The organism is Bacillus sp. XT-2 (assembly GCF_025696525.1).
GTDB lineage: Bacteria > Bacillota > Bacilli > Bacillales > Bacillaceae > Bacillus > Bacillus halotolerans.
Map to the genome: position 1 here is coordinate 605,781 of NZ_JAHVOC010000002.1, position 19,864 is coordinate 625,644.

Annotated in this window: 19 protein-coding genes; 18 read left to right on the forward strand and 1 reads right to left on the reverse strand. The window is 44.2% G+C overall.

The genetic code is table 11. The features are described from left to right. Positions 1-41: 41 nt before the first annotated feature. On the reverse strand, positions 42-788 hold the full coding sequence (locus tag KXD37_RS09145; protein WP_010332017.1) for a C39 family peptidase: 747 nt from the start codon (positions 786-788) through the stop codon (positions 42-44). 247 nt (positions 789-1,035) lie between these two features. Here KXD37_RS09145 and KXD37_RS09150 point away from each other — a divergent pair, with 247 nt between their 5' ends. The 18 genes from KXD37_RS09150 (at position 1,036) to mgfK (ending at position 19,864) form a co-directional block, all read left to right on the forward strand. Next, positions 1,036-2,211, forward strand: coding sequence for an ATP phosphoribosyltransferase regulatory subunit (locus KXD37_RS09150; RefSeq protein WP_024122984.1), 1,176 nt, complete (start codon positions 1,036-1,038; stop codon positions 2,209-2,211). Further along, entirely contained in the window at positions 2,204-2,845 is a 642-nt protein-coding gene (gene hisG / locus KXD37_RS09155) for an ATP phosphoribosyltransferase (protein ID WP_024122983.1), read from the forward strand. Before KXD37_RS09150 ends, hisG begins: the two co-directional genes overlap by 8 nt. Beyond that, the gene (gene hisD, locus KXD37_RS09160) at positions 2,842-4,125 is read left to right on the forward strand and encodes a histidinol dehydrogenase (RefSeq protein WP_255002048.1); all 1,284 of its coding nucleotides are present in this window, start codon (positions 2,842-2,844) and stop codon (positions 4,123-4,125) included. The genes hisG and hisD overlap by 4 nt, the downstream gene beginning before the upstream one ends. After that, entirely contained in the window at positions 4,122-4,706 is a 585-nt protein-coding gene (hisB, locus tag KXD37_RS09165; protein ID WP_106019624.1) for an imidazoleglycerol-phosphate dehydratase HisB, read from the forward strand. Before hisD ends, hisB begins: the two co-directional genes overlap by 4 nt. Beyond that, the gene (hisH, locus tag KXD37_RS09170; RefSeq protein ID WP_127696445.1) at positions 4,707-5,345 is read left to right on the forward strand and encodes an imidazole glycerol phosphate synthase subunit HisH; all 639 of its coding nucleotides are present in this window, start codon (positions 4,707-4,709) and stop codon (positions 5,343-5,345) included. It abuts the gene before it with no gap. Then, positions 5,342-6,079 carry a 1-(5-phosphoribosyl)-5-[(5-phosphoribosylamino)methylideneamino]imidazole-4-carboxamide isomerase gene (gene hisA / locus KXD37_RS09175; RefSeq protein WP_263463490.1) on the forward strand — a complete coding sequence of 246 codons (738 nt, stop codon included), beginning with the start codon at positions 5,342-5,344 and terminating at the stop codon, positions 6,077-6,079. The genes hisH and hisA overlap by 4 nt, the downstream gene beginning before the upstream one ends. Beyond that, positions 6,076-6,834 (forward strand): imidazole glycerol phosphate synthase subunit HisF, encoded by a 759-nt coding sequence (gene hisF / locus KXD37_RS09180; RefSeq protein WP_188323332.1) that lies wholly within the window; start codon positions 6,076-6,078, stop codon positions 6,832-6,834. Before hisA ends, hisF begins: the two co-directional genes overlap by 4 nt. After that, positions 6,831-7,451, forward strand: a complete 621-nt coding sequence (gene hisIE / locus KXD37_RS09185) for a bifunctional phosphoribosyl-AMP cyclohydrolase/phosphoribosyl-ATP diphosphatase HisIE (RefSeq protein WP_106019621.1) — start codon at positions 6,831-6,833, stop codon at positions 7,449-7,451. The genes hisF and hisIE overlap by 4 nt, the downstream gene beginning before the upstream one ends. A 250-nt stretch (positions 7,452-7,701) precedes the next feature. Then, positions 7,702-8,430: a lipoprotein YvcA gene (locus KXD37_RS09190; RefSeq protein ID WP_106019620.1), complete on the forward strand. Its 729-nt coding sequence runs from the start codon at positions 7,702-7,704 to the stop codon at positions 8,428-8,430. A 1-nt stretch (position 8,431) separates the two neighbouring features. Further along, on the forward strand, positions 8,432-10,342 hold the full coding sequence (locus KXD37_RS09195) for a DUF6792 domain-containing protein (protein WP_106019619.1): 1,911 nt from the start codon (positions 8,432-8,434) through the stop codon (positions 10,340-10,342). 14 nt (positions 10,343-10,356) lie between these two features. Further along, positions 10,357-10,716: a hypothetical protein gene (locus KXD37_RS09200; RefSeq protein ID WP_106019618.1), complete on the forward strand. Its 360-nt coding sequence runs from the start codon at positions 10,357-10,359 to the stop codon at positions 10,714-10,716. A 178-nt stretch (positions 10,717-10,894) separates the two neighbouring features. Continuing rightward, entirely contained in the window at positions 10,895-12,658 is a 1,764-nt protein-coding gene (locus KXD37_RS09205) for an ABC transporter ATP-binding protein (RefSeq protein WP_188323330.1), read from the forward strand. Between the two features lie 127 nt (positions 12,659-12,785). Continuing rightward, entirely contained in the window at positions 12,786-14,240 is a 1,455-nt protein-coding gene (locus KXD37_RS09210) for a tetratricopeptide repeat protein (RefSeq protein ID WP_106019616.1), read from the forward strand. Positions 14,241-14,620: 380 nt separating this feature from the next. Beyond that, a complete protein-coding gene (cwlO, locus tag KXD37_RS09215; protein ID WP_101859896.1) occupies positions 14,621-16,033 on the forward strand; it encodes a peptidoglycan DL-endopeptidase CwlO in 1,413 nt (470 codons plus the stop codon). A 218-nt stretch (positions 16,034-16,251) separates the two neighbouring features. Further along, the gene (gene trxB / locus KXD37_RS09220) at positions 16,252-17,202 is read left to right on the forward strand and encodes a thioredoxin-disulfide reductase (RefSeq protein ID WP_024122970.1); all 951 of its coding nucleotides are present in this window, start codon (positions 16,252-16,254) and stop codon (positions 17,200-17,202) included. Positions 17,203-17,520: 318 nt separating this feature from the next. Beyond that, positions 17,521-17,997 (forward strand): 8-oxo-dGTP diphosphatase, encoded by a 477-nt coding sequence (locus KXD37_RS09225; protein ID WP_263463491.1) that lies wholly within the window; start codon positions 17,521-17,523, stop codon positions 17,995-17,997. Positions 17,998-18,021: 24 nt separating this feature from the next. Then, positions 18,022-18,909 carry an RNase adapter RapZ gene (gene rapZ / locus KXD37_RS09230; RefSeq protein WP_059334990.1) on the forward strand — a complete coding sequence of 296 codons (888 nt, stop codon included), beginning with the start codon at positions 18,022-18,024 and terminating at the stop codon, positions 18,907-18,909. A 1-nt stretch (position 18,910) separates the two neighbouring features. Beyond that, on the forward strand, positions 18,911-19,864 hold the full coding sequence (gene mgfK / locus KXD37_RS09235) for a gluconeogenesis morphogenetic factor (protein ID WP_024122967.1): 954 nt from the start codon (positions 18,911-18,913) through the stop codon (positions 19,862-19,864).

The following is a 19,864-nucleotide window of genomic DNA, read 5'->3' on the forward strand; positions in this document are numbered from 1 at the left end:
TCAGGAGAGAGCATAAGAAAAGCTTGTGAAAGCGGGCAGCTTTACTTTTGAACGACGATGGCTTGGCTGCCCATTTGCACCCACGCTTTTTCGAAGCTGGTCCGGTCTGTTTTTCTGTTTTTATAGCCATAAGGGTCATTCACATACACGTAATTTTCATCATAACCCGTGACGGCGACACTGTGTTCGCTGTACGTGATATCGATCGTTCCGTTTGGCGTTTTCCATGTCTGCATGTTGTCAACCGGCGTAAAGTTGGCTGTCGTGATAACCCAAACCGGGTTGCCTTTCTCAAGCTGCTCATAAACAGCAGAGATGCTTTTTCCTGTCAGATCAGAAACGCTGTCCCCCGCATAGGTTTTAGCGAGCTGATAGATCGGGCCGTGATAGACACCTAGCCCCGGGCCGTTCGCCATATCACCGACAAATCCGTCATTCGGATCACCTTTTAATCCGCTGCTGTATGTCAAAGGCACTGTTGCGATCTGGTTTGCCAGTGTATTCTTTGTCACGTTGTATCCCGCATAGTGCAGCACCATCGCAAGGCTCGTCACCTCACAGCCATTATAGAGCTTTGGGGCATCCATCTGATTGAAAAGCGTGACGTCCATCGGCTCAGCGCTTCCTTTCAGTTTCTTCTCTTTGTTTGCTGCTTCAGATTCATTCTTCGTTGCACCTAAATCAATTTTGAAAAACGAAATATCTATATCTTTTGCATATATTTTGATGCCGAAGAAAATGACAGCAGAAAGTATGATCAGTACACATAACGTTCGCAGTGTTTTCATCTTTAACTCCTTGTTCTCTATTTGATTTGTATTATAGCATGCCAAACATCAAGAATTTGAGATATGACCTACCTTTCATCATTTATTCATGACTTTTTCATATTTAGGAGGAGGATTTCTGAACGAAAAAGATTCGTGCGAAAGTTAAGCATTGATTTCCATTCTTTCATCTGCTAACATATTATCATATTAGCGAACTAAAGGATTCGGAATTTTCCTTCAAACAATTACGGAGGTGCTCGGGTTGATGTTTATGTTTGAAAAACCGCACGGCATGAGAGATACACTGCCCGGTTTATATGAAACGAAAAAAAAGGTGAGGCAATCGTTAACCGATATGATAGATAAATGGGGCTATCAATTTATGGAAACACCGACGCTGGAGTTTTACGATACGGTTGGTGTGCAGTCAGCAATTGAAGAGCAGCAACTGTTTAAGCTTCTGGATCAGGATGGAAAGACACTGGTGCTTCGCCCGGATATGACAGGGCCGATCGCAAGGGTGGCGGCATCAAAGCTGCTGAAACATGATCATCCCCTCAGAGTCGGCTATGCGGCAAATGTGTTCAGAGCCCAGGAACGCGAGGGCGGACGTCCTGCCGAGTTTGAGCAGGTTGGAGTGGAATTGATCGGTGATGGCACGACAAGTGCGGACGCAGAGGTCATTGCCTTAGTAGTCGGTGCGTTAAAAAATGCCGGCTTGACTTCATTTAAAATTGCAATCGGCCACGCGGGCATTGCAGATGCCCTGTTTGTCGAGGTGCTCGGGAATGTTGAACGAGCGGACGTACTGCGGAGGTTTTTATATGAAAAGAATTATGTCGGCTACAGAGAGCACGTCAAATCTCTTCCGCTTTCCTCCATTGATAAAAACAGATTGCTTGAGCTTCTCGAATTGCGAGGGAGCATAGAAGTATGCAGACGTGCTGAAGAAATCGTCGATTCAGCGCAAGGTAAAAGTGTGGTTGATGAACTGAAGGCGCTGTGGGAGATTCTTGAGGACTACGGATGTACGGAAAATGTCCGTCTTGATCTGAATATGGTCAGCCATATGAGCTACTACACTGGGATTTTATTTGAAGTGTACGCGAATAATGTCGGCTTTGTGATTGGCAGCGGCGGCCGTTATAACAAGCTTCTGGGACATTTTAATTCACCGGCGCCGGCGACGGGTTTTGGGCTTCGGATTGACCGGATGATTGAAGCGCTCCATATGAAAGACGAACCTTGTGAAATGGATGCTGTCATTTTCAGCAAAGAACAGCGGGTGCAGGCCATCGCTTTTGCAAATGAAGAGCGTTTGAAAGGTAAAAAAGTTGTTCTTCAGGATTTACTGGGGATTGAAAATATTGATCAGATGACAAAATCATTTGCGAATGTCACCTATTTTATCGGTGCCAGAAAGGAAGAGCAAAATGGGTAAGTTACTCACAATGGCAATGCCGAAGGGGCGAATATTTGAAGAAGCAGCAGGGCTGCTGCGGCAGGCGGGATACAAGCTGCCGGAAGAGTTTGAGGATTCCAGAAAGCTGATCATCGACGTGCCGGAGGAAAATCTCCGCTTCATTTTAGCAAAGCCGATGGATGTCACCACATATGTGGAGCACGGCGTGGCAGACGTCGGAATTGCGGGGAAGGATGTCATGCTGGAGGAAGAACGCGATGTATATGAGGTACTGGATTTGAAAATCAGCAAATGCCATCTGGCGGTTGCCGGACTTCCAGATACAGACTGGAGCGGCGTCGCGCCGAGAATCGCCACAAAGTATCCGAATGTGGCTTCCAGTTATTTTAGGGAGCAGGGAGAGCAAGTCGAGATTATTAAACTGAACGGCTCTATCGAGTTGGCACCTCTTATCGGGCTTGCGGACAGAATAGTCGACATCGTATCTACGGGACAGACGCTCAAAGAAAACGGACTCGTTGAAACAGAGCATATTTGTGATATCACCTCCCGCTTTATCGTCAACCCAGTAAGCTATCGCATGAAGGACGATGTCATCGACGAAATGGCATCCCGTTTATCTCTTGTTGTGGAAGGAGAAACGGCAAAATGAAAATCAAAACGATCAGCGGCGCGGACCGGCTTTCGCTCAAGCGGTCAATTGATGCCGGAACGGAAGAACAAAGAAAAGCGGTCCGATCCATTATTGAACATGTAAAAGCAAACGGTGATCAGGCCGTTCGTGGCTACACGGCCAAGTTTGACGGCATCAAGCTTGACAGCGCATTGGTCACAACAGAAGAAATTGAAGAAGCATACAGCTTGCTGGATCCCCAGCTGCTGCAGGTGATCAGGCAAGCGATCAAAAACATTACTGAATATCACGAAAGGCAGCTTCAGTCTTCCTGGTTTTATCACAGAAAGGATGGCACAATGCTGGGACAGAAAGTGACTGCACTTGACTCTGCCGGCGTTTATGTGCCGGGCGGAACTGCCGCATATCCGTCATCTGTTTTGATGAATGTCATTCCGGCGCTTACAGCGGGCGTGGAAAGAATTGTTCTTGTCACACCTCCGGGAAAAGACGGACGGCTGTCTCCGGGAGTCTTAGCTGCCGCTGCCGAGCTGGGCATTAAAGATATATACAAAATGGGAGGGGCTCAGGCAATTGCGGCGCTGGCGTACGGAACAGAAACCATTGAGCCGGTGGATAAAATCACAGGCCCGGGAAATATTTATGTCGCGCTTGCCAAACGAGAGGTGTTCGGTGATGTCGATATTGATATGATTGCCGGACCGAGTGAAATCGTCGTGCTGGCTGATGAAACAGCTATCCCGCGGGAAATTGCCGCTGACCTGCTGTCACAGGCGGAACACGACATGCTCAGCTCATGTGTGCTTGTCACAGATTCCATGCCGCTGGCTGAGGCCGTTTCAGCCGAGGTGAACGAGCAGCTTAAAACCTTGCCGCGCAGAGATATTGCGGAAGCTTCAGTGAGAGATTATGGATCTATTTATGTGGCTGAAACGATAGATGAAGCGGTCAATACAGTCAATACGCTCGCCCCGGAGCATTTAGAAATCATCACACAGTCTCCCGAAGCTTTGCTTGGCAATATCAAGCACGCAGGTGCGATTTTCTTAGGCCGATACAGCCCTGAACCGGTCGGAGATTATTTTGCCGGACCGAACCATGTGCTCCCGACAAATGGAACGGCCAGATTTTCAAGCCCATTAAACGTCACGGATTTTCAAAAGAAATCGAGCATTATTTCATACAGCCAATCAGCCTTTGAAGAACATGCGGATAGCATTGCGGCTTTTGCCAGACTGGAAGGATTAGAAGCGCATGCGAGATCAATCGAAGCGAGAGAACGGAGGAATTCAAAATGAGAAAAGCGGAGCGCGCCAGAAAAACAAACGAAACAGATATTGAGCTGGCATTCGCAATAGACGGCGAGGGACAAGCGGATATCAAAACAGACGTGCCATTTATGACACACATGCTGGATTTATTCACGAAACACGGACAATTTGATCTTTCCATTAACGCGAAAGGCGATGTTGATATAGATGATCACCACACGACTGAAGATATCGGCATTTGCTTAGGGCAGGCTTTGCTTGAAGCACTAGGCGATAAAAAAGGAATTAAACGCTACGGCTCGGCGTTTGTGCCGATGGATGAGGCGCTTGCTCAGGTGGTGATTGATTTAAGCAATCGGCCGCACTTAGAAATGCGTGCTGACTTTCCGGCAGCGAAAGTCGGAACTTTCGATACTGAGCTTGTACATGAATTTTTATGGAAGCTGGCGCTTGAAGCACGGATGAACTTGCACGTGATCGTTCATTACGGCACAAATACGCACCATATGATAGAAGCTGTTTTTAAAGCATTAGGACGCGCGCTTGATGAAGCGACAACGATTGACCCGCGTGTCAAAGGGATTCCGTCAACGAAAGGGATGCTGTAAATGATCGGTGTGATAGATTACGGAATGGGCAATTTATACAGCGTCTCAAAGGCGCTGGAGCGTGTCGGCGTGCCGTACTTTGTTTCTGGCATGCCAGAGGAGCTGAGGAAAGCAGATGCTTTCATTTTGCCGGGAGTCGGGTCATTTGGGGATGCGATGGACAATTTGCGCAACGCCAAACTCGATCAATTCATTCACGATATGGTATCAGAGGGGAGACTGCTTCTTGGGATCTGCCTTGGCATGCAGCTATTGTTTGATGAGAGCGAAGAGCATGGAACCGCTGCAGGCCTCGGTTTGTTAAAGGGAAAAGCAGTCAGGCTGAAGCCGGAAGATCAGGAGGGAAACAAGCTAAAGGTTCCGCATATGGGATGGAACCGCCTTTCCTTTCATAACGAATCTCCGCTGCTGGCAGGAGTGGAGGAAGGCTACGCTTATTTTGTCCATTCCTATTATATAGACGGAATGGATGACGGCGCGCTTTTGGCAAGCGCCGAGTACGGTGTGCGGGTGCCTGCGGTTGTCGGAAAAGAGAATGTCTTTGGCGCCCAGTTTCACCCGGAAAAAAGCAGCACGGTCGGAATGTCTATCTTAATCCAATTCACAAAAATGGCAGCAGAACAGAAGGTGAAAAAATGAGTGTTTTTACATTATACCCGGCCATTGATATGAGAAACGGCAAATGTGTACGCCTCGTTCAAGGTGATTACAGCAAGGAAACTGTATACGGTGATTCACCGTTCGACATGGCCTCTTTATTTGCGAGTGAGGGTGCTGAATGGATTCATCTTGTTGATCTTGACGGCGCGAAGGAAGGAAAAAAAGTAAATGACCGTCATGTCATCGAAATTGTACAAAAGCTCAATCTGAAAGTCGAAATCGGCGGCGGCATTCGTTCGGAAAGCGACGTCTACGATTACTTATCGGCAGGAGTCGATCGCGTGATCCTGGGAAGCTCCGCTGTTTCTGATCCGCCGTTTGTAAAAAAAATGCTGAAAGAGTATGGCGAAAGGATAGCCATCGGGCTGGACGCAAGAAACGGCTTTGTTTCAACAGAAGGGTGGCTGGAAACATCAAGTCTTAAGGCGGCTGAACTCGGCAAAGAGCTCGCCAACGAAGGCGCAGAAGTTTTTATTTTTACTGATATCGCGACAGACGGGATGCTGTCAGGCCCCAATCTCGAAAGCACAGTGGAACTCGCAAAAGAAACCGGAAAATCTGTCATCGCCTCTGGCGGAGTCAGCTCCGTTGCGGACCTTGAAGCTCTTGCCCGTTATCATGCGAATGGGGTTTCTGGAGCGATTATCGGAAAAGCACTGTATATCAACCAGTTTACACTTGGCGAGGCGCTTGAAAGGATGAAGGGGAAATGATAACAAAACGGATTATCCCATGTCTTGATGTGAAAGAAGGGCGCGTTGTCAAAGGGATTCAATTTCTTGAGCTGAAGGATGCCGGCGACCCTGTCGAGCTGGCGGAAGTATACGATCAGGAAGGCGCGGATGAACTGGTGTTTCTTGATATTTCTGCCTCGCATGAAGGCCGCAAAACGATGGTTGACGTCGTAGAGCAGGTTGCTGCAAAGCTTGCGATTCCGTTTACAGTCGGAGGCGGCATCAATCAGCTTAGCGATATGAAAACGATTCTGCGTGCCGGCGCGGACAAAGTTTCTGTAAACACGGCAGCTGTTCTCCGTCCCGAGCTGATTACCGAAGGCGCGGAGTTTTTCGGCTCTCAATGTATCGTACTCGCCATAGACGCCAAGTACCACGAAGAGTCTGACACGTATAAAGTTTACACGCATGGCGGCAGAAAGAAAACGGATTGGGAAGTTACAGCATGGGCGAAGGAAGCTGTCAAACGCGGAGCCGGAGAAATCCTCCTGACCAGCATGGACTCAGATGGGGAGAAAAAGGGTTTTGACCACAGGCTGACAAAGCTCGTGTCAGAAGCTGTTCCGGTTCCTGTCATCGCCTCAGGGGGAGCAGGAAACGCGCAGCATATGCTCGAGGCTTTTACAAAAGGGGAAGCGGACGCCGCGCTGGCTGCCTCCATTTTTCATTATAAAGAAACATCAATTAAAGAAGTGAAATCATATTTGAAAGAGCACGGGGTGAATGTGAGATGAAACAGGCAGATGAACTACGTTTTAACGAAGACGGATTAATCCCTGCCATCGTCCAGGACGCGGCAAGCAAAGAAGTACTGACACTTGCATATATGAACAGGGAATCGTACGAAAAAACACTTGAAACGAAAGAAACGTGGTTTTACAGCCGCTCGCGGCAAGAGCTATGGCACAAGGGAGAAACATCGGGGAATACGCAAGCCGTCAAGGGCATTCGATATGACTGCGACCAAGATGCACTGGTCGTGCTTGTAGAGCCGTCCGGTCCGGCATGCCACACAGGCAGCTACAGCTGTTTTACAAAGGAACAGACAGAAGAACAAACTTCCGGCCGATTTGACATCTTAAGCGAGCTGGAGCACGTCATCGCAGAACGCCAAGCGGAAATGCCTGAAGGAGCTTACACCACTTACCTTTTCGATGAAGGCGTCGATAAGATTTTGAAAAAAGTCGGTGAAGAAGCATCAGAAGTCATCATCGCCGCCAAAAACCGTGATCACGAGGAACTGAAATGGGAAGCGGCAGACCTGCTGTATCATCTCCTTGTCCTGCTCAGAGAACAAGCATTACCGCTGGATGATGTGCTGGAAGTGCTGAGAAAACGCCATTCTGAATAGTAAATGGAAAGAGCCTATGGATAACGGCTCTTTTTTTATTGTAAGAAAAATGTAATGGGTATTTAGTAATGCAATAGGTGTTTCACATTCCGAATGGATAAAAGAAGGTCAAAACCAAGTCTGATTTCCTATTTATCCAAATTCCGCCATGATGTAACATGGAAAAGGATAATATAATCACCCTGCAACCGGGTCAATAGTATTACTTTTGAAAAATAGAATGATCCCACAAAACCCTTGGAGGTTCGTAATGAAAAAGATTATCTTTATTTGCTTCAGCTTATTACTTGCCCTGACAGGAGGATGCAGTATGAACGACAACGAAAAAAACAGCAAAAACAATGAAAATAAAACAGAAGCCGTAAAACCAAAAGACATGGATCCAAAAGACCTGCCGCAAGTTCCCGCGTTTCAGGACGAGAAAACGAGAGAGTACATGGTGTCAACGAAGGAAGAGGAGCCTGGGTACTATTTGCTGGAGTCTAAGTTGAAAGGATTTAGAATGTTGTTTCCGGAGGATGGGGAGTATCTATCAAGAAGGTCATCTTTAACTGGGAAAAACAAAGAAAGTATTGGATTTAATAGTTATGATAAAGACACCAATGTAATGTTTGATGGCCATGTAACATATTACAAAGAAGAAAGTTTTGTGAATGAACCTGAGACAATGCTAGATATTGTTAGTGGAAAAAATGATTATAAAGGTGAATACAAAAAAAGTAGCAAAAAGAAAACGGATATCTACTTTGCTAAGAAAAAAGACATCTTTGACGATATTGATAGAAAATATAATTATTCATACAGTTACTTCGGGTATGTGAAATCTACAGAAGAAGATAACTTAGGATTAGAATACGCCTTTACTTTCGGATGCAAAAATGAAAATCAACCATGCTCCTTAGATGAAGAAAAGGCTAAAAATAAAGTAGAGAAATTAATTAATTCTATCACCTTTTTAATAGATAAAAAGGAGAAATAAGATGGAAAATAAAAATGTATTTGAGAATGAGAACGTAAAGTTACGGCTAATTGATTTAGAATATGACTATAAACAAAAGTTTGCCTCAATCAATGCAAGTGAAGTTAAGGAAGCCAAAGCGGATTTCGAAGCAGATGTACGGAGAATTTATAAAGAGGAAACCCGCCACGATCTTCCGGAGAATACAAAAATTGAAATATATACCTCCAGTGAACTTGTAAACCAGAATACAAGTATAGAAAGTTCGACCAGAGAATCAGGTTACGATGGGACGGCAATCCATATAATAGATAAGAAAAAACATATCGATCAGCTTCATATTATTTCAGAAGGCAGTGCTGATAATAAGGATTGGTCGTATAACTTTTTTGGTCTTTTTTTAGGAATCGATCATAGTCAGTATGAGGCTACAAAGGAGTTTACTAAAAAAGCAAAGAAAGCAGCAGGTGACTCGGAGGATTTAAAAACATTCGCCTTAGGACATTCCCTTGCTAATAATAACCAAGTAATGGTGCAATTGATTAATGGAGACTATGATGAGGTTTATGGTGTAAATGGGGCTCAAGTCAGTATCGATCAATTACTTGAAACGGATGAAAGTTTATATAGATATGTTATTAGGAAATTTAGTTATAAATACGAAGATATTGATTCTATCCCATCAGAAAAGCTAAAAATAGAAATCCAAAAATATTATGAAGACAAAGGCGTCACAGCAAACATCACCCAACGCATCTCAAAAGATGACCCGCTGTACGGAGTCAGCGGCAAGGCGGATTTCATTACATTCGGCGATGTGAAGATGGCGGATACGAACACAAGTGTGAAAGGCATCAGAAACATTATGGATGGGATTCCTGATGAAGACGTAAGGTCGATGCAGGAATACCTTCAAAAATATAAGGACGACTATGAAAAAGACGGCTTAAACGGTTTTGTAAAGGCAGCCAGCGGAATAGACATAGAATTGATAGAAAAAGTAAAGCATACAGACGGCGTTTTAGCGAAAGCAAGTGTTGTTTATGAAAATTTTGATGATGTTAAGCAAATGTATGGCCGAATTAAAGAGCAGCTGCCAGCCTTTTTAGGTTTTCTTCACACCCTGTTGGGAAACAGCGGGCCTATTGTAGATCAGCTTGCTGAAAATGGTTATATTGATGATACACAGAAAAAAGTCATAAAAAAAGAGTTATCTAATCTTAATGCGAGTATGAAAGGTATAGAATTACAATACGATGATTTCATTGATCATCTAAAGCATGGCCAATTCACGCAAGCTCTAAATGATGTTGGTAAAATTGTGGAGTATGTAAAATCAATGATTTCTTCTTTTGAAACACTCGACACAGAAACAAAAGACGCATTAAAACTCATCGTCGACGGCCACAGCATCGTTCAAATGCTGAACGCATTATCAAAGGAAAAAGGATTTAGCTATAAGGGTTCTGATATTTACTTTACAGGGAAGGGCGGCTCGGGAGAAACGATTAAAGTCAATATCTCTTCCGCTGTCAGAATCTATCAAAACGGCATGAAGATAGTTGAAGATATGGAAGATGCGATTTCCGCGTACCAAAAGGTATTCCGTCAGGAAATCGATGATGAGTTTATAGACAAAAAACAGGCAATCATCACGTCGATTCAACATATGGAAGAAAACCCTTCGCATTATGCCTTCGATCTTCAATTCCGGCTTGCGGCCGGTTTCAGTCACACATTCGATAAATTAGAGAAAATATCAGTTCATGAATCGTTCCATACAGGTGCTCTCCCTGCTAATGACGGAATTGTTGCAGAACTAAAAAAACAGACATCGGAAAAAAAGAATTTTATCAAAAATATCCGCGAGAGCATCGAAAAGCTATTTGAAAAAGAAGAAATGATCTCACAGCTATTCGATTTTCAGCCTTAGGAGGAATAGACAGAGTGACTTCCTTATTTTCAGAAAGTGAAACAGAAGTTGTATCAACCACCTATATGTTTCTAACCCATGACGAAATGAAGGGGAAAGCAAGCAGTCTCAATAAACCCATCAACGACATTCTCAGCCTGACTAAAAAATTTGAGTCTGCATTAAAAGAAGAAATCAAAGGGCAAAAAGGAATGATTGTCAAAAAAATAAAAGAAGAGCTTGAATCGAAAAGCGAAAAGCAGAAAACTGCACTTCAAACGATAAAAGAAGAGCATACTGCAAAGGTTGACCGGTTCAAGATGATCATTGAAGACCTGAGACAGCAAGAGGTTACCTTAACGTATCGAAAAAAGAAGCCTGAAAAGGATCTATAATATGAAACGTCTCCTATTCGAGTCATGAATAGGGGATTTTTATTTTCAGTGTACAAGAAAAATATACTGAAAAAGTCTCTCTCCATTGTTATGATTTAGAAAGAGTAAAAATAATCCTATTATATTCCGTTCAACCTTGCTGACCGCGTAAAGGGATTGAAACAGGAGGAAAAATACTATGTCAACACAGCTACCTAAAAGAAAATTCAAAGCCTTTTTTGCATTAGTGAAACAGACAAACCCATCCTATGGAAAGCTCGCTTTTGCGCTGATTCTCAGTATTGTGACAACACTGGTCAGCCTGCTGATTCCTTTATTAACGAAGCAGCTTGTCGACGGTTTTTCCATGTCAGCGCTGTCCGGCACGCAAATCGGGCTGATCGCGCTCGTTTTTCTTATTCAGGCCGCTTTAAGCGCCTACGCTACATACGCGCTAAACTATAGCGGGCAAAAAATCATCTCTGGGTTAAGGGATTTATTATGGAAGAAATTAATTAAGCTTCCTGTATCTTATTTCGATACTAACGCTTCCGGTGAGACTGTCAGCCGGGTCACGAATGATACGATGGTGGTAAAAGAGCTGATCACCAGCCATATCAGCGGATTTATAACAGGCATCATTTCGGTCATTGGATCACTCACCATCTTATTCATTATGAACTGGAAGCTGACGCTGCTTGTTTTAGTAGTTGTCCCATTAGCGGCGCTGATTTTAGTGCCAATCGGCCAGAAGATGTTCTCCATTTCTCGGGAAACTCAAGATGAAACCGCACGTTTTACAGGGTTGCTCAATCAAATACTTCCGGAAATCAGGCTTGTGAAGGCTTCAAATGCAGAGGAAGTCGAATACAAACGCGGAAAGCTGGGGATTTCTTCATTATTCCAGCTGGGGGTTCGTGAAGCGAAGGTGCAATCGCTTGTTGGGCCGCTTATTTCTCTCGTATTAATGGCCGCACTCGTGGCTGTTATTGGATACGGCGGTATGCAGGTGTCATCAGGCGAATTGACTGCCGGAGCACTCGTGGCTTTTATTTTATATTTGTTTCAAATCATAATGCCGATGGGCCAGATTACAACGTTCTTCACACAGCTGCAAAAATCAATCGGTGCAACGGAACGGATGATTGAGATATTGGCAGAGGAAGAGGAAGATACCGTCACAGGAAACCAAATTGACAACGCGCATCTGCCTATCCGGCTTGATCAAGTGTCCTTTGGCTATAAGCCTGAGCAGCTGATCTTGAAGGATATCAGCGCCGTGATTGAAGCGGGAAAAGTAACAGCAATTGTTGGGCCGAGCGGCGGCGGGAAAACCACGCTGTTTAAGCTGCTTGAGCGTTTCTATTCTCCGACTGAAGGGACCATTCGGCTGGGAGACGAGCCGGTGGATACGTATTCGCTCGAATCGTGGCGTCAGCATATCGGCTACGTGTCACAGGAAAGTCCGTTAATGTCGGGAACGATCAGAGACAATATTTGTTATGGGCTGGAACGTGAGGTAACGGATGCCGAAATCGAAAAAGCAGCGGAGATGGCATACGCTCTTAATTTTATACAGGAGCTGCCGAATCAGCTTGATACTGAAGTGGGTGAACGCGGCATTATGCTGTCGGGCGGACAGAGACAAAGAATTGCGATTGCCAGGGCGCTTCTCCGTGATCCGAGCATCCTGATGCTTGATGAAGCCACTTCCAGCCTCGACAGCCAATCTGAAAAATCAGTGCAGCAGGCACTTGAGGTGCTGATGGAAGGCCGGACAACTATTGTTATCGCTCACCGCTTATCGACTGTTGTAGATGCTGATCAGCTATTATTTGTTGAAAAAGGGGAAATTACGGGACGCGGCACGCACCATGAATTAATGGCTTCCCATGACCTTTACAGAGATTTTGCTGAACAGCAGCTTAAAATGAATGCGGATTTAGAAAACAAAGCCGGGTAAATTCTGGTCGATTCAGCCAGTAAAAAAAAGAGGAGGGATTTTCCCAATCCTTCCTTTTGAACTATTGAGGGGCTTACGATTTATGGTATACTACTGACGGTAATATTGTATAAAACGGAGGGTAGTTGTGGGAAAACACACTTCTGAACATAAAAATCACGCACAAATTGTCCAGCTGCTTCAAGATGGACATTATTTTTTTCATAAAGGTTTGAAAGCGTATAAAGAACGCAATCTGAAGCGGGCAAGCAAACTGATCCAGCGCGCGGTTCATTTGGAGCCGAAGGATTCAGAGATGCTTTCGCAGCTTGCGGTCATTTATTCAGAGATGGGGCAATACCAGGAATCAAACGATCTGCTTGATTATATTTTGGCGAATCTGGAGACGGAAATGCCGGAATGTCATTATTTTAAAGCAAATAACTTTGCCCATCTGGGACTCTTTCAGGAAGCTTATAAAGAAGCTGCTGCTTATTCAGACGCTGATCCGGACGGTGAATTTTCCGAAGAGAATGATAGTCTGCTTGAACTGCTTGATTTAGGAGACGGCGGGCCTGAGGATTCTTTATATGATCAGGATGAATTGCTCATCAAACAGGACCGGGCGAAGTCCTTGCTTGAAAGCGGTCAGCTTGCTGAAGCTGTTGCGGCCCTTGAGGAAATCACACACGAATATCCTGAGCTTTGGTCCGCTTATAATAATCTCGCCCTTGCCCACTTTTATTCCGGCAATGTTGTGAAAGCGAAACAAACGGCTTATCAAGTGCTGAATCATAATGAAGGAAATCTTCACGCATTATGTAATCTTCTCGTTTTCTACTATTATGAAAGAGAAGATGAAAAGGTGGCAGAGCTGAGTGATCAGCTTTCAAATGTATATCCGATGTTATTTGAACAGCGCTATAAACTGGGTGCCACTCTGTCGCTTGTCGGCCGGTATGATATTGGGTACAAATGGCTCAGATCACTATATAAAAGCGGTTTTGAAGGAGACGACACATTCTACTACTGGCTCTCGTGCTCTGCTTACTTTACGGGCCATAAAGAATTTGCCGAAACGGTATGGAGAAAAGTCGAGTCGCAATATCCAGGAGCAGACCGTCCGGCTCCGTGGATTGAGCGGCGGGAAGTACTTCCTTCGTCAGTAGAACAGCGATTGGCGGCCTATTATATCAGCAGCACCAAGGGTGAAACGGAGCATCTTGAAGCCGTGATACGCTCGAAGCGCATCACCGCTCCTTTTGAAAACCATTTTGTTAAGCTGCTCTTGAACGGAGATTCCGCAGCAGCAGATGTGTCAGAGGATGCGCTTTTCGCTTATCAAACGGTTAAATTGCTGGAAGAAGCAGAACAAGATGAGATGAAAACAGAAGTCATGAGCTGCTGGGTATTCCATGTGATACAGCAAATCCGCGCAGCGGGGCCGCTGAAAAATGTGAGCGGATGGGCTGCGGCTATCTACTATATTTGGAAAGAAGCCCATGGCAAACATGACACCAAAAAAGAAACAGCAGCCCAATTTGGCATCTCTCCGGCTACTTTGACGAAATATATGAAATATATTGATGATATTTTAGAATAGTATATTGATTGAGAGTTGATTCGCAGAATCAACTCTCTTTTTATTCTAAGAAGTATATTAAGAAAGTAATATCGACAGGTTTTTATCAATTTAAGAAAAATGACAAATGATGTGCAACCTGACATCTGTTTGAAACACAAATGTAATAAAATTTATCGCTAATTTGTCGAAACTTGATGGTATAATGATTCTCGTACATAAGGAATTAGTGTTTTTTACATATGATGTGAAATAAACGCTATACACCCAGATTAAGAGATGCACAGAATAATTAACCATAAACAATCATCATTCCTCGTAGAGTATGAGGAACGAAACTTGATGTTCAAAATACAATTCCAAATGAGAACAGGTTCACAGTAAAAGGGAGGATATAAAAAGTGAGAAAGAGTTTATTGACACTTGGTTTGGCTTCCGTCATCGGGACAAGCAGTTTTTTGATCCCATTTACAAGTAAAACTGCATCGGCGGAAACATTAGATGAAAAGAAACAAAAAATTGAAAGCAAGCAATCTGAGGTTGCTTCCAGCATTGAAGCGAAGGAAAAAGAATTAACTGAGCTTCAGGAAAACCAATCAAAGATTGAAAAAGAACTGAAAGACATTAACGCTAAGGCGCTCGATACAAGCAACAAAATCGATGATAAAAAAGAAGAAAACGATAAAACAAAAGAAGAAATCAAAAAACTGAAAAAAGAGATTAAAGAAACAGAAGCACGCATCGAAAAACGCAACGAAATCCTGAAAAAACGCGTTCGTTCTTTACAGGAAAGCGGCGGATCTCAAGGATACATAGATGTACTTTTAGGATCAACGAGCTTTGGTGATTTTATCTCACGTGCAACTGCGGTTTCATCTATTGTGGATGCAGACAAAGATTTAATCAAACAGCAAGAGCAGGATAAAGCGAAGCTTGAAGACTCTGAAGCAGATCTGAATGATAAGCTGAAAGAAGTACAAGCTGCACTGGCTAAATTAGAAACAATGCAAAAAGATCTTGATAAACAGCTTGATGAAAAAGACAAGCTTTTCGACGAAGCAAAGGACAGCCAGAAGAAAACAGCTGACGCGATTTCCGAATTAAAATCAGAAGCAGCTGACCTTGCAAACCAAAAAGCAGATACTGAAGAAGAACAAGCGCGTATCAAAAAACAACAAGAAGCTGCGGCTGCCCTGATCAAAAAGCAGGAAGAAGCACAAAAAGCATCTGATGAAACACAAACAGATGACAGCCAAACGGCTACAACTGAAACAGCAAAAGCAAGCTCATCTGATGATGATTCTTCAGACAACTCTTCTAAAGGTTCATCTAACAGTTCGTCTAACGGCTCATCTTCTAAGAAGAGCAGCAGCTCAAGCAATAACTCAGGCGGCACTGTCATCAGCAACTCAGGCGGAATTGAAGGCGCGATCAGCGTTGGTTCAAGCATTGTCGGACAATCCCCGTACAAGTTTGGCGGCGGACGCTCTCAGTCTGATATCAACAACCGTATTTTTGACTGCTCATCATTCGTTCGCTGGGCTTACGCTTCTGCAGGTGTCAACCTTGGACCTGTCGGCGGAACAACGACTGATACTTTAGTTGGAAGAGGACAAGCTGTAAGCGCGTCAGACATGAAACGCGGAGACTTAGTTTTCTTTGACACATACAAAACAAATGGTCACGTTGGAATCTACTTAGGAAACGGTACGTTCCTTAACGACAATACATCTCATGGTGTATCTGTTGACTCTATGAACAACGTGTACTGGAAAAAAGCATTTAAAGGCGTTGTAAGACGTGTTGTTCAATAATAAATAAGACAAGGGCCTTCTATGGACAGAAGGCTCTTTCTTTATTAATATACATACCCTTTTGAAATACATTTAATCGCGTTTCGAAAAAAATGAGCAAAAAAATGGCGTATCACCATGAGATTTTATAGGATATGGGTAAGGAATACGTTTGATGGGGATTCTTATCATATAAGGAAGAGCCCAACTCGAAAAGACGTTTTAAGGAGTGAATGAGTGTGTCAGAAGAAAAAATATATGACGTGATTATTATCGGCGCGGGTCCCGCTGGGATGACGGCCGCTGTATACACATCTAGAGCAAACTTATCGACATTAATGATTGAAAGAGGAATTCCGGGCGGCCAAATGGCAAACACGGAAGATGTGGAGAACTATCCTGGTTTCGAAAGCATCCTCGGACCTGAGCTTTCCAACAAAATGTTTGAACACGCGAAGAAATTCGGCGCGGAATACGCTTATGGCGATATTAAAGAAATTGTGGACGGCAAAGAGTACAAAGTTGTGAAAGCCGGTTCAAAAGAATATAAAGCACGTGCTGTTATCATCGCCGCAGGTGCAGAGTATAAAAAAATCGGCGTGCCTGGCGAAAAAGAATTGGGCGGCCGCGGTGTTTCGTATTGTGCAGTATGTGACGGCGCTTTCTTTAAAGGCAAAGAGCTGGTTGTTATCGGCGGAGGAGACTCAGCGGTTGAAGAAGGCGTGTACTTAACACGTTTCGCTTCAAAAGTAACGATTGTACACAGACGTGACAAACTCCGTGCGCAAAGCATTCTCCAAGCGAGAGCGTTTGATAATGAAAAAGTAGATTTCTTATGGAATAAAACCGTGAAGGAAATTCATGAGGAAAACGGCAAAGTCGGCAAAGTGACGCTTGTAGATACGGTAACTGGTGAAGAAAGTGAATTCACAACAGACGGCGTATTCATTTATATCGGTATGCTTCCTCTGTCTAAACCGTTTGAAAACCTTGGCATCACAAATGAAGAAGGCTACATCGAAACCAACGACCGAATGGAAACAAAGGTTGAAGGGATTTTCGCAGCCGGAGACATTCGCGAAAAATCATTGCGCCAAATCGTAACGGCTACAGGTGACGGAAGTATTGCGGCACAAAGCGTCCAGCATTATGTCGAAGAGCTCCAGGAAACGCTGAAAACCTTAAAATAAAAAGGGCTGTCATACGAGTTTCACATAACGTTACTGGGTTTTAATTCCGCTGTAACAGTTGTGTAAAACTTATCGGTTATGATTAATAAAGTAATTGACCCCCTTTTTATAATGAATACACTTTTGGCACGGATTCTCCAGTTATCCGTGTCCTTTTTTTGTCCAAAAATAAAAGACAATTTCCTTTCACAATAAAATCATCTGAACGCGGGAAAGAATATGCTGTAAAATAGAAGAAAAGATTGTCAATGTCTCTTCATTGTGAGAGGCATCTTGAAACGGTATAATAAAGAGACGATGACAGGACGAGAAGGTTAGGTGACGTACTTGCAAAGAGTGACAAATTGTGTTCTCAAGGCGGATGACAAAGTTCTTCTTCTTCAAAAGCCAAGACGCGGCTGGTGGGTTGCGCCGGGAGGCAAGATGGAGAGCGGAGAATCAGTCAGGGATTCCGTCATCAGAGAATTCAGAGAAGAGACTGGTATCTATATCATAAATCCCCAGCTAAAAGGCGTTTTTACCTTTATTATTAAGGCCGGTGACCACATTGTGTCCGAGTGGATGATGTTTACGTTTGTCGCTGATTCCTATACGGGAGAGAACGTGTCTGAATCAGAGGAAGGCATTTTGCAGTGGCACAATGTGAAGGATATTCAAAACCTGCCTATGGCCCCGGGAGACGGCCATATCCTCGACTTTATGATGAAGGGACAAGGGCTGCTGCACGGCACATTTACGTATACACCGGAGTTTGAGCTGCTCAGTTATCGTTTAGATCCGCAGCACATCAAATAGAAAGACAAGTCAGGGGGGAGAAAGATGAGTGTTAGTGAATCACATGATATTCAGCTTGTCATTATAACCGGCATGTCGGGCGCGGGAAAAACCGTTGCGATTCAAAGCTTTGAGGATCTCGGCTATTTCTGCGTCGATAATCTGCCGCCTTCATTGCTTCCGAAATTTTTAGAGCTGATGAAGGAATCAAATTCGAAAATGAGCAAGGTCGCGCTTGTTATGGATTTGCGCGGCCGTGAATTTTTTGACCGGCTGATTGAGGCGCTGGATGAAATGGCGGAAAATCCGTGGATTACACCGCGAATTTTATTTTTAGACGCGAAGGATTCGATTCTCGTGACAAGATATAAAGAAACGAGACGTTCGCATCCGCTGGCAGTGACTGGTCTTCCGCTCGAAGGCATCGCGCTGGAACGTGAGCTGCTTGAGGAATTAAAAGGCCGCTCTCAAATGATTTATGATACATCAGACATGAAGCCGCGCGATCTGCGCGAGAAAATTGTAAAGCATTTTGCGACAAACCAAGGAGAGACATTTACGGTAAATGTCATGTCATTTGGTTTTAAATACGGTATTCCGATTGATGCCGATCTCGTCTTTGATGTCAGATTTTTGCCGAATCCATATTATATCGAAAGCATGAGGCCGCTGACCGGAAAAGATGAAGAGGTATCCTCTTACGTCATGAAGTGGAATGAAACACAAAAGTTCAATGAAAAATTAATCGATTTACTCAGCTTCATGCTGCCGTCCTACAAAAGAGAAGGAAAGAGCCAGCTCGTCATTGCGATCGGCTGCACAGGGGGCCAGCACCGCTCTGTGACACTTGCCGAGTATTTAGCTGACTATTTCAAAAAGGATTACTATACTCATGTTACTCACCGGGACATTGAAAAGAGAAGCCGGAAATAAGATGGGACAAAAACCGAAAATCGCAATCTTTGGCGGCGGCACAGGCCTTTCTGTATTGCTTCGGGGCTTAAAGCATAAACCCGTTGATATTACGGCGATTGTCACAGTTGCTGATGACGGAGGTAGCTCGGGGCGGCTGCGGAACGAACTGCAAATCCCGCCACCAGGAGACATCAGAAATGTACTTGCCGCTTTATCCGATGTGGAGCCGCTAGTTGAAGATCTCTTTCAGCACCGTTTTAATAAAGGGAACGACTTAACGGGTCATTCACTCGGAAATTTAATTTTGGCAGCGATGACGAATATAACCGGTGATTTTTTTCACGCTGTCACAGAAATGAGCAAGGTGCTGAATGTAAGAGGAAAGGTGTTGCCGGCAGCCAATGCCAGTGTTGTTCTGCATGCCGAAATGGAGGACGGCCGCGTTGTCTCAGGCGAGTCCACTATTCCGGAGTACGGCCAGCGTATTAAGCGCGTTTTTCTGACGCCTGAAAACATTGATCCGCTGCCGGAAACGATAGAAGTAATCAGAGAAGCGGATCTGATTATTATCGGACCGGGAAGCCTTTATACCAGTATTCTTCCTAATTTGCTCGTCCCAAAAATTGGAGAAGAAGTGATCAAGGCGCCGGCGAAAAAAGTGTATATCTGCAACGTGATGACACAGCCCGGAGAAACGCTGCATTATACCGCTGCCGATCATGTGAAAGCGCTCAATCAGCATATGGGCTGCGGCTTTATCGATACCATACTGGTTAACAGTGAAGACATTCCTGACGAAATAAAACGTAAGTACGCAGTAGAATCGGCGCGTCCTGTTGATTTTGATATCGAAGAGCTGAAAGCGATGGGGCTTGAAGTTATCAGAGATCAAATCGTAACACATAAAAATGACGTAATTCGTCACGATACACATAAAGTGGCTTCTCTTCTTGTCGATTTACTGAAAGAATGA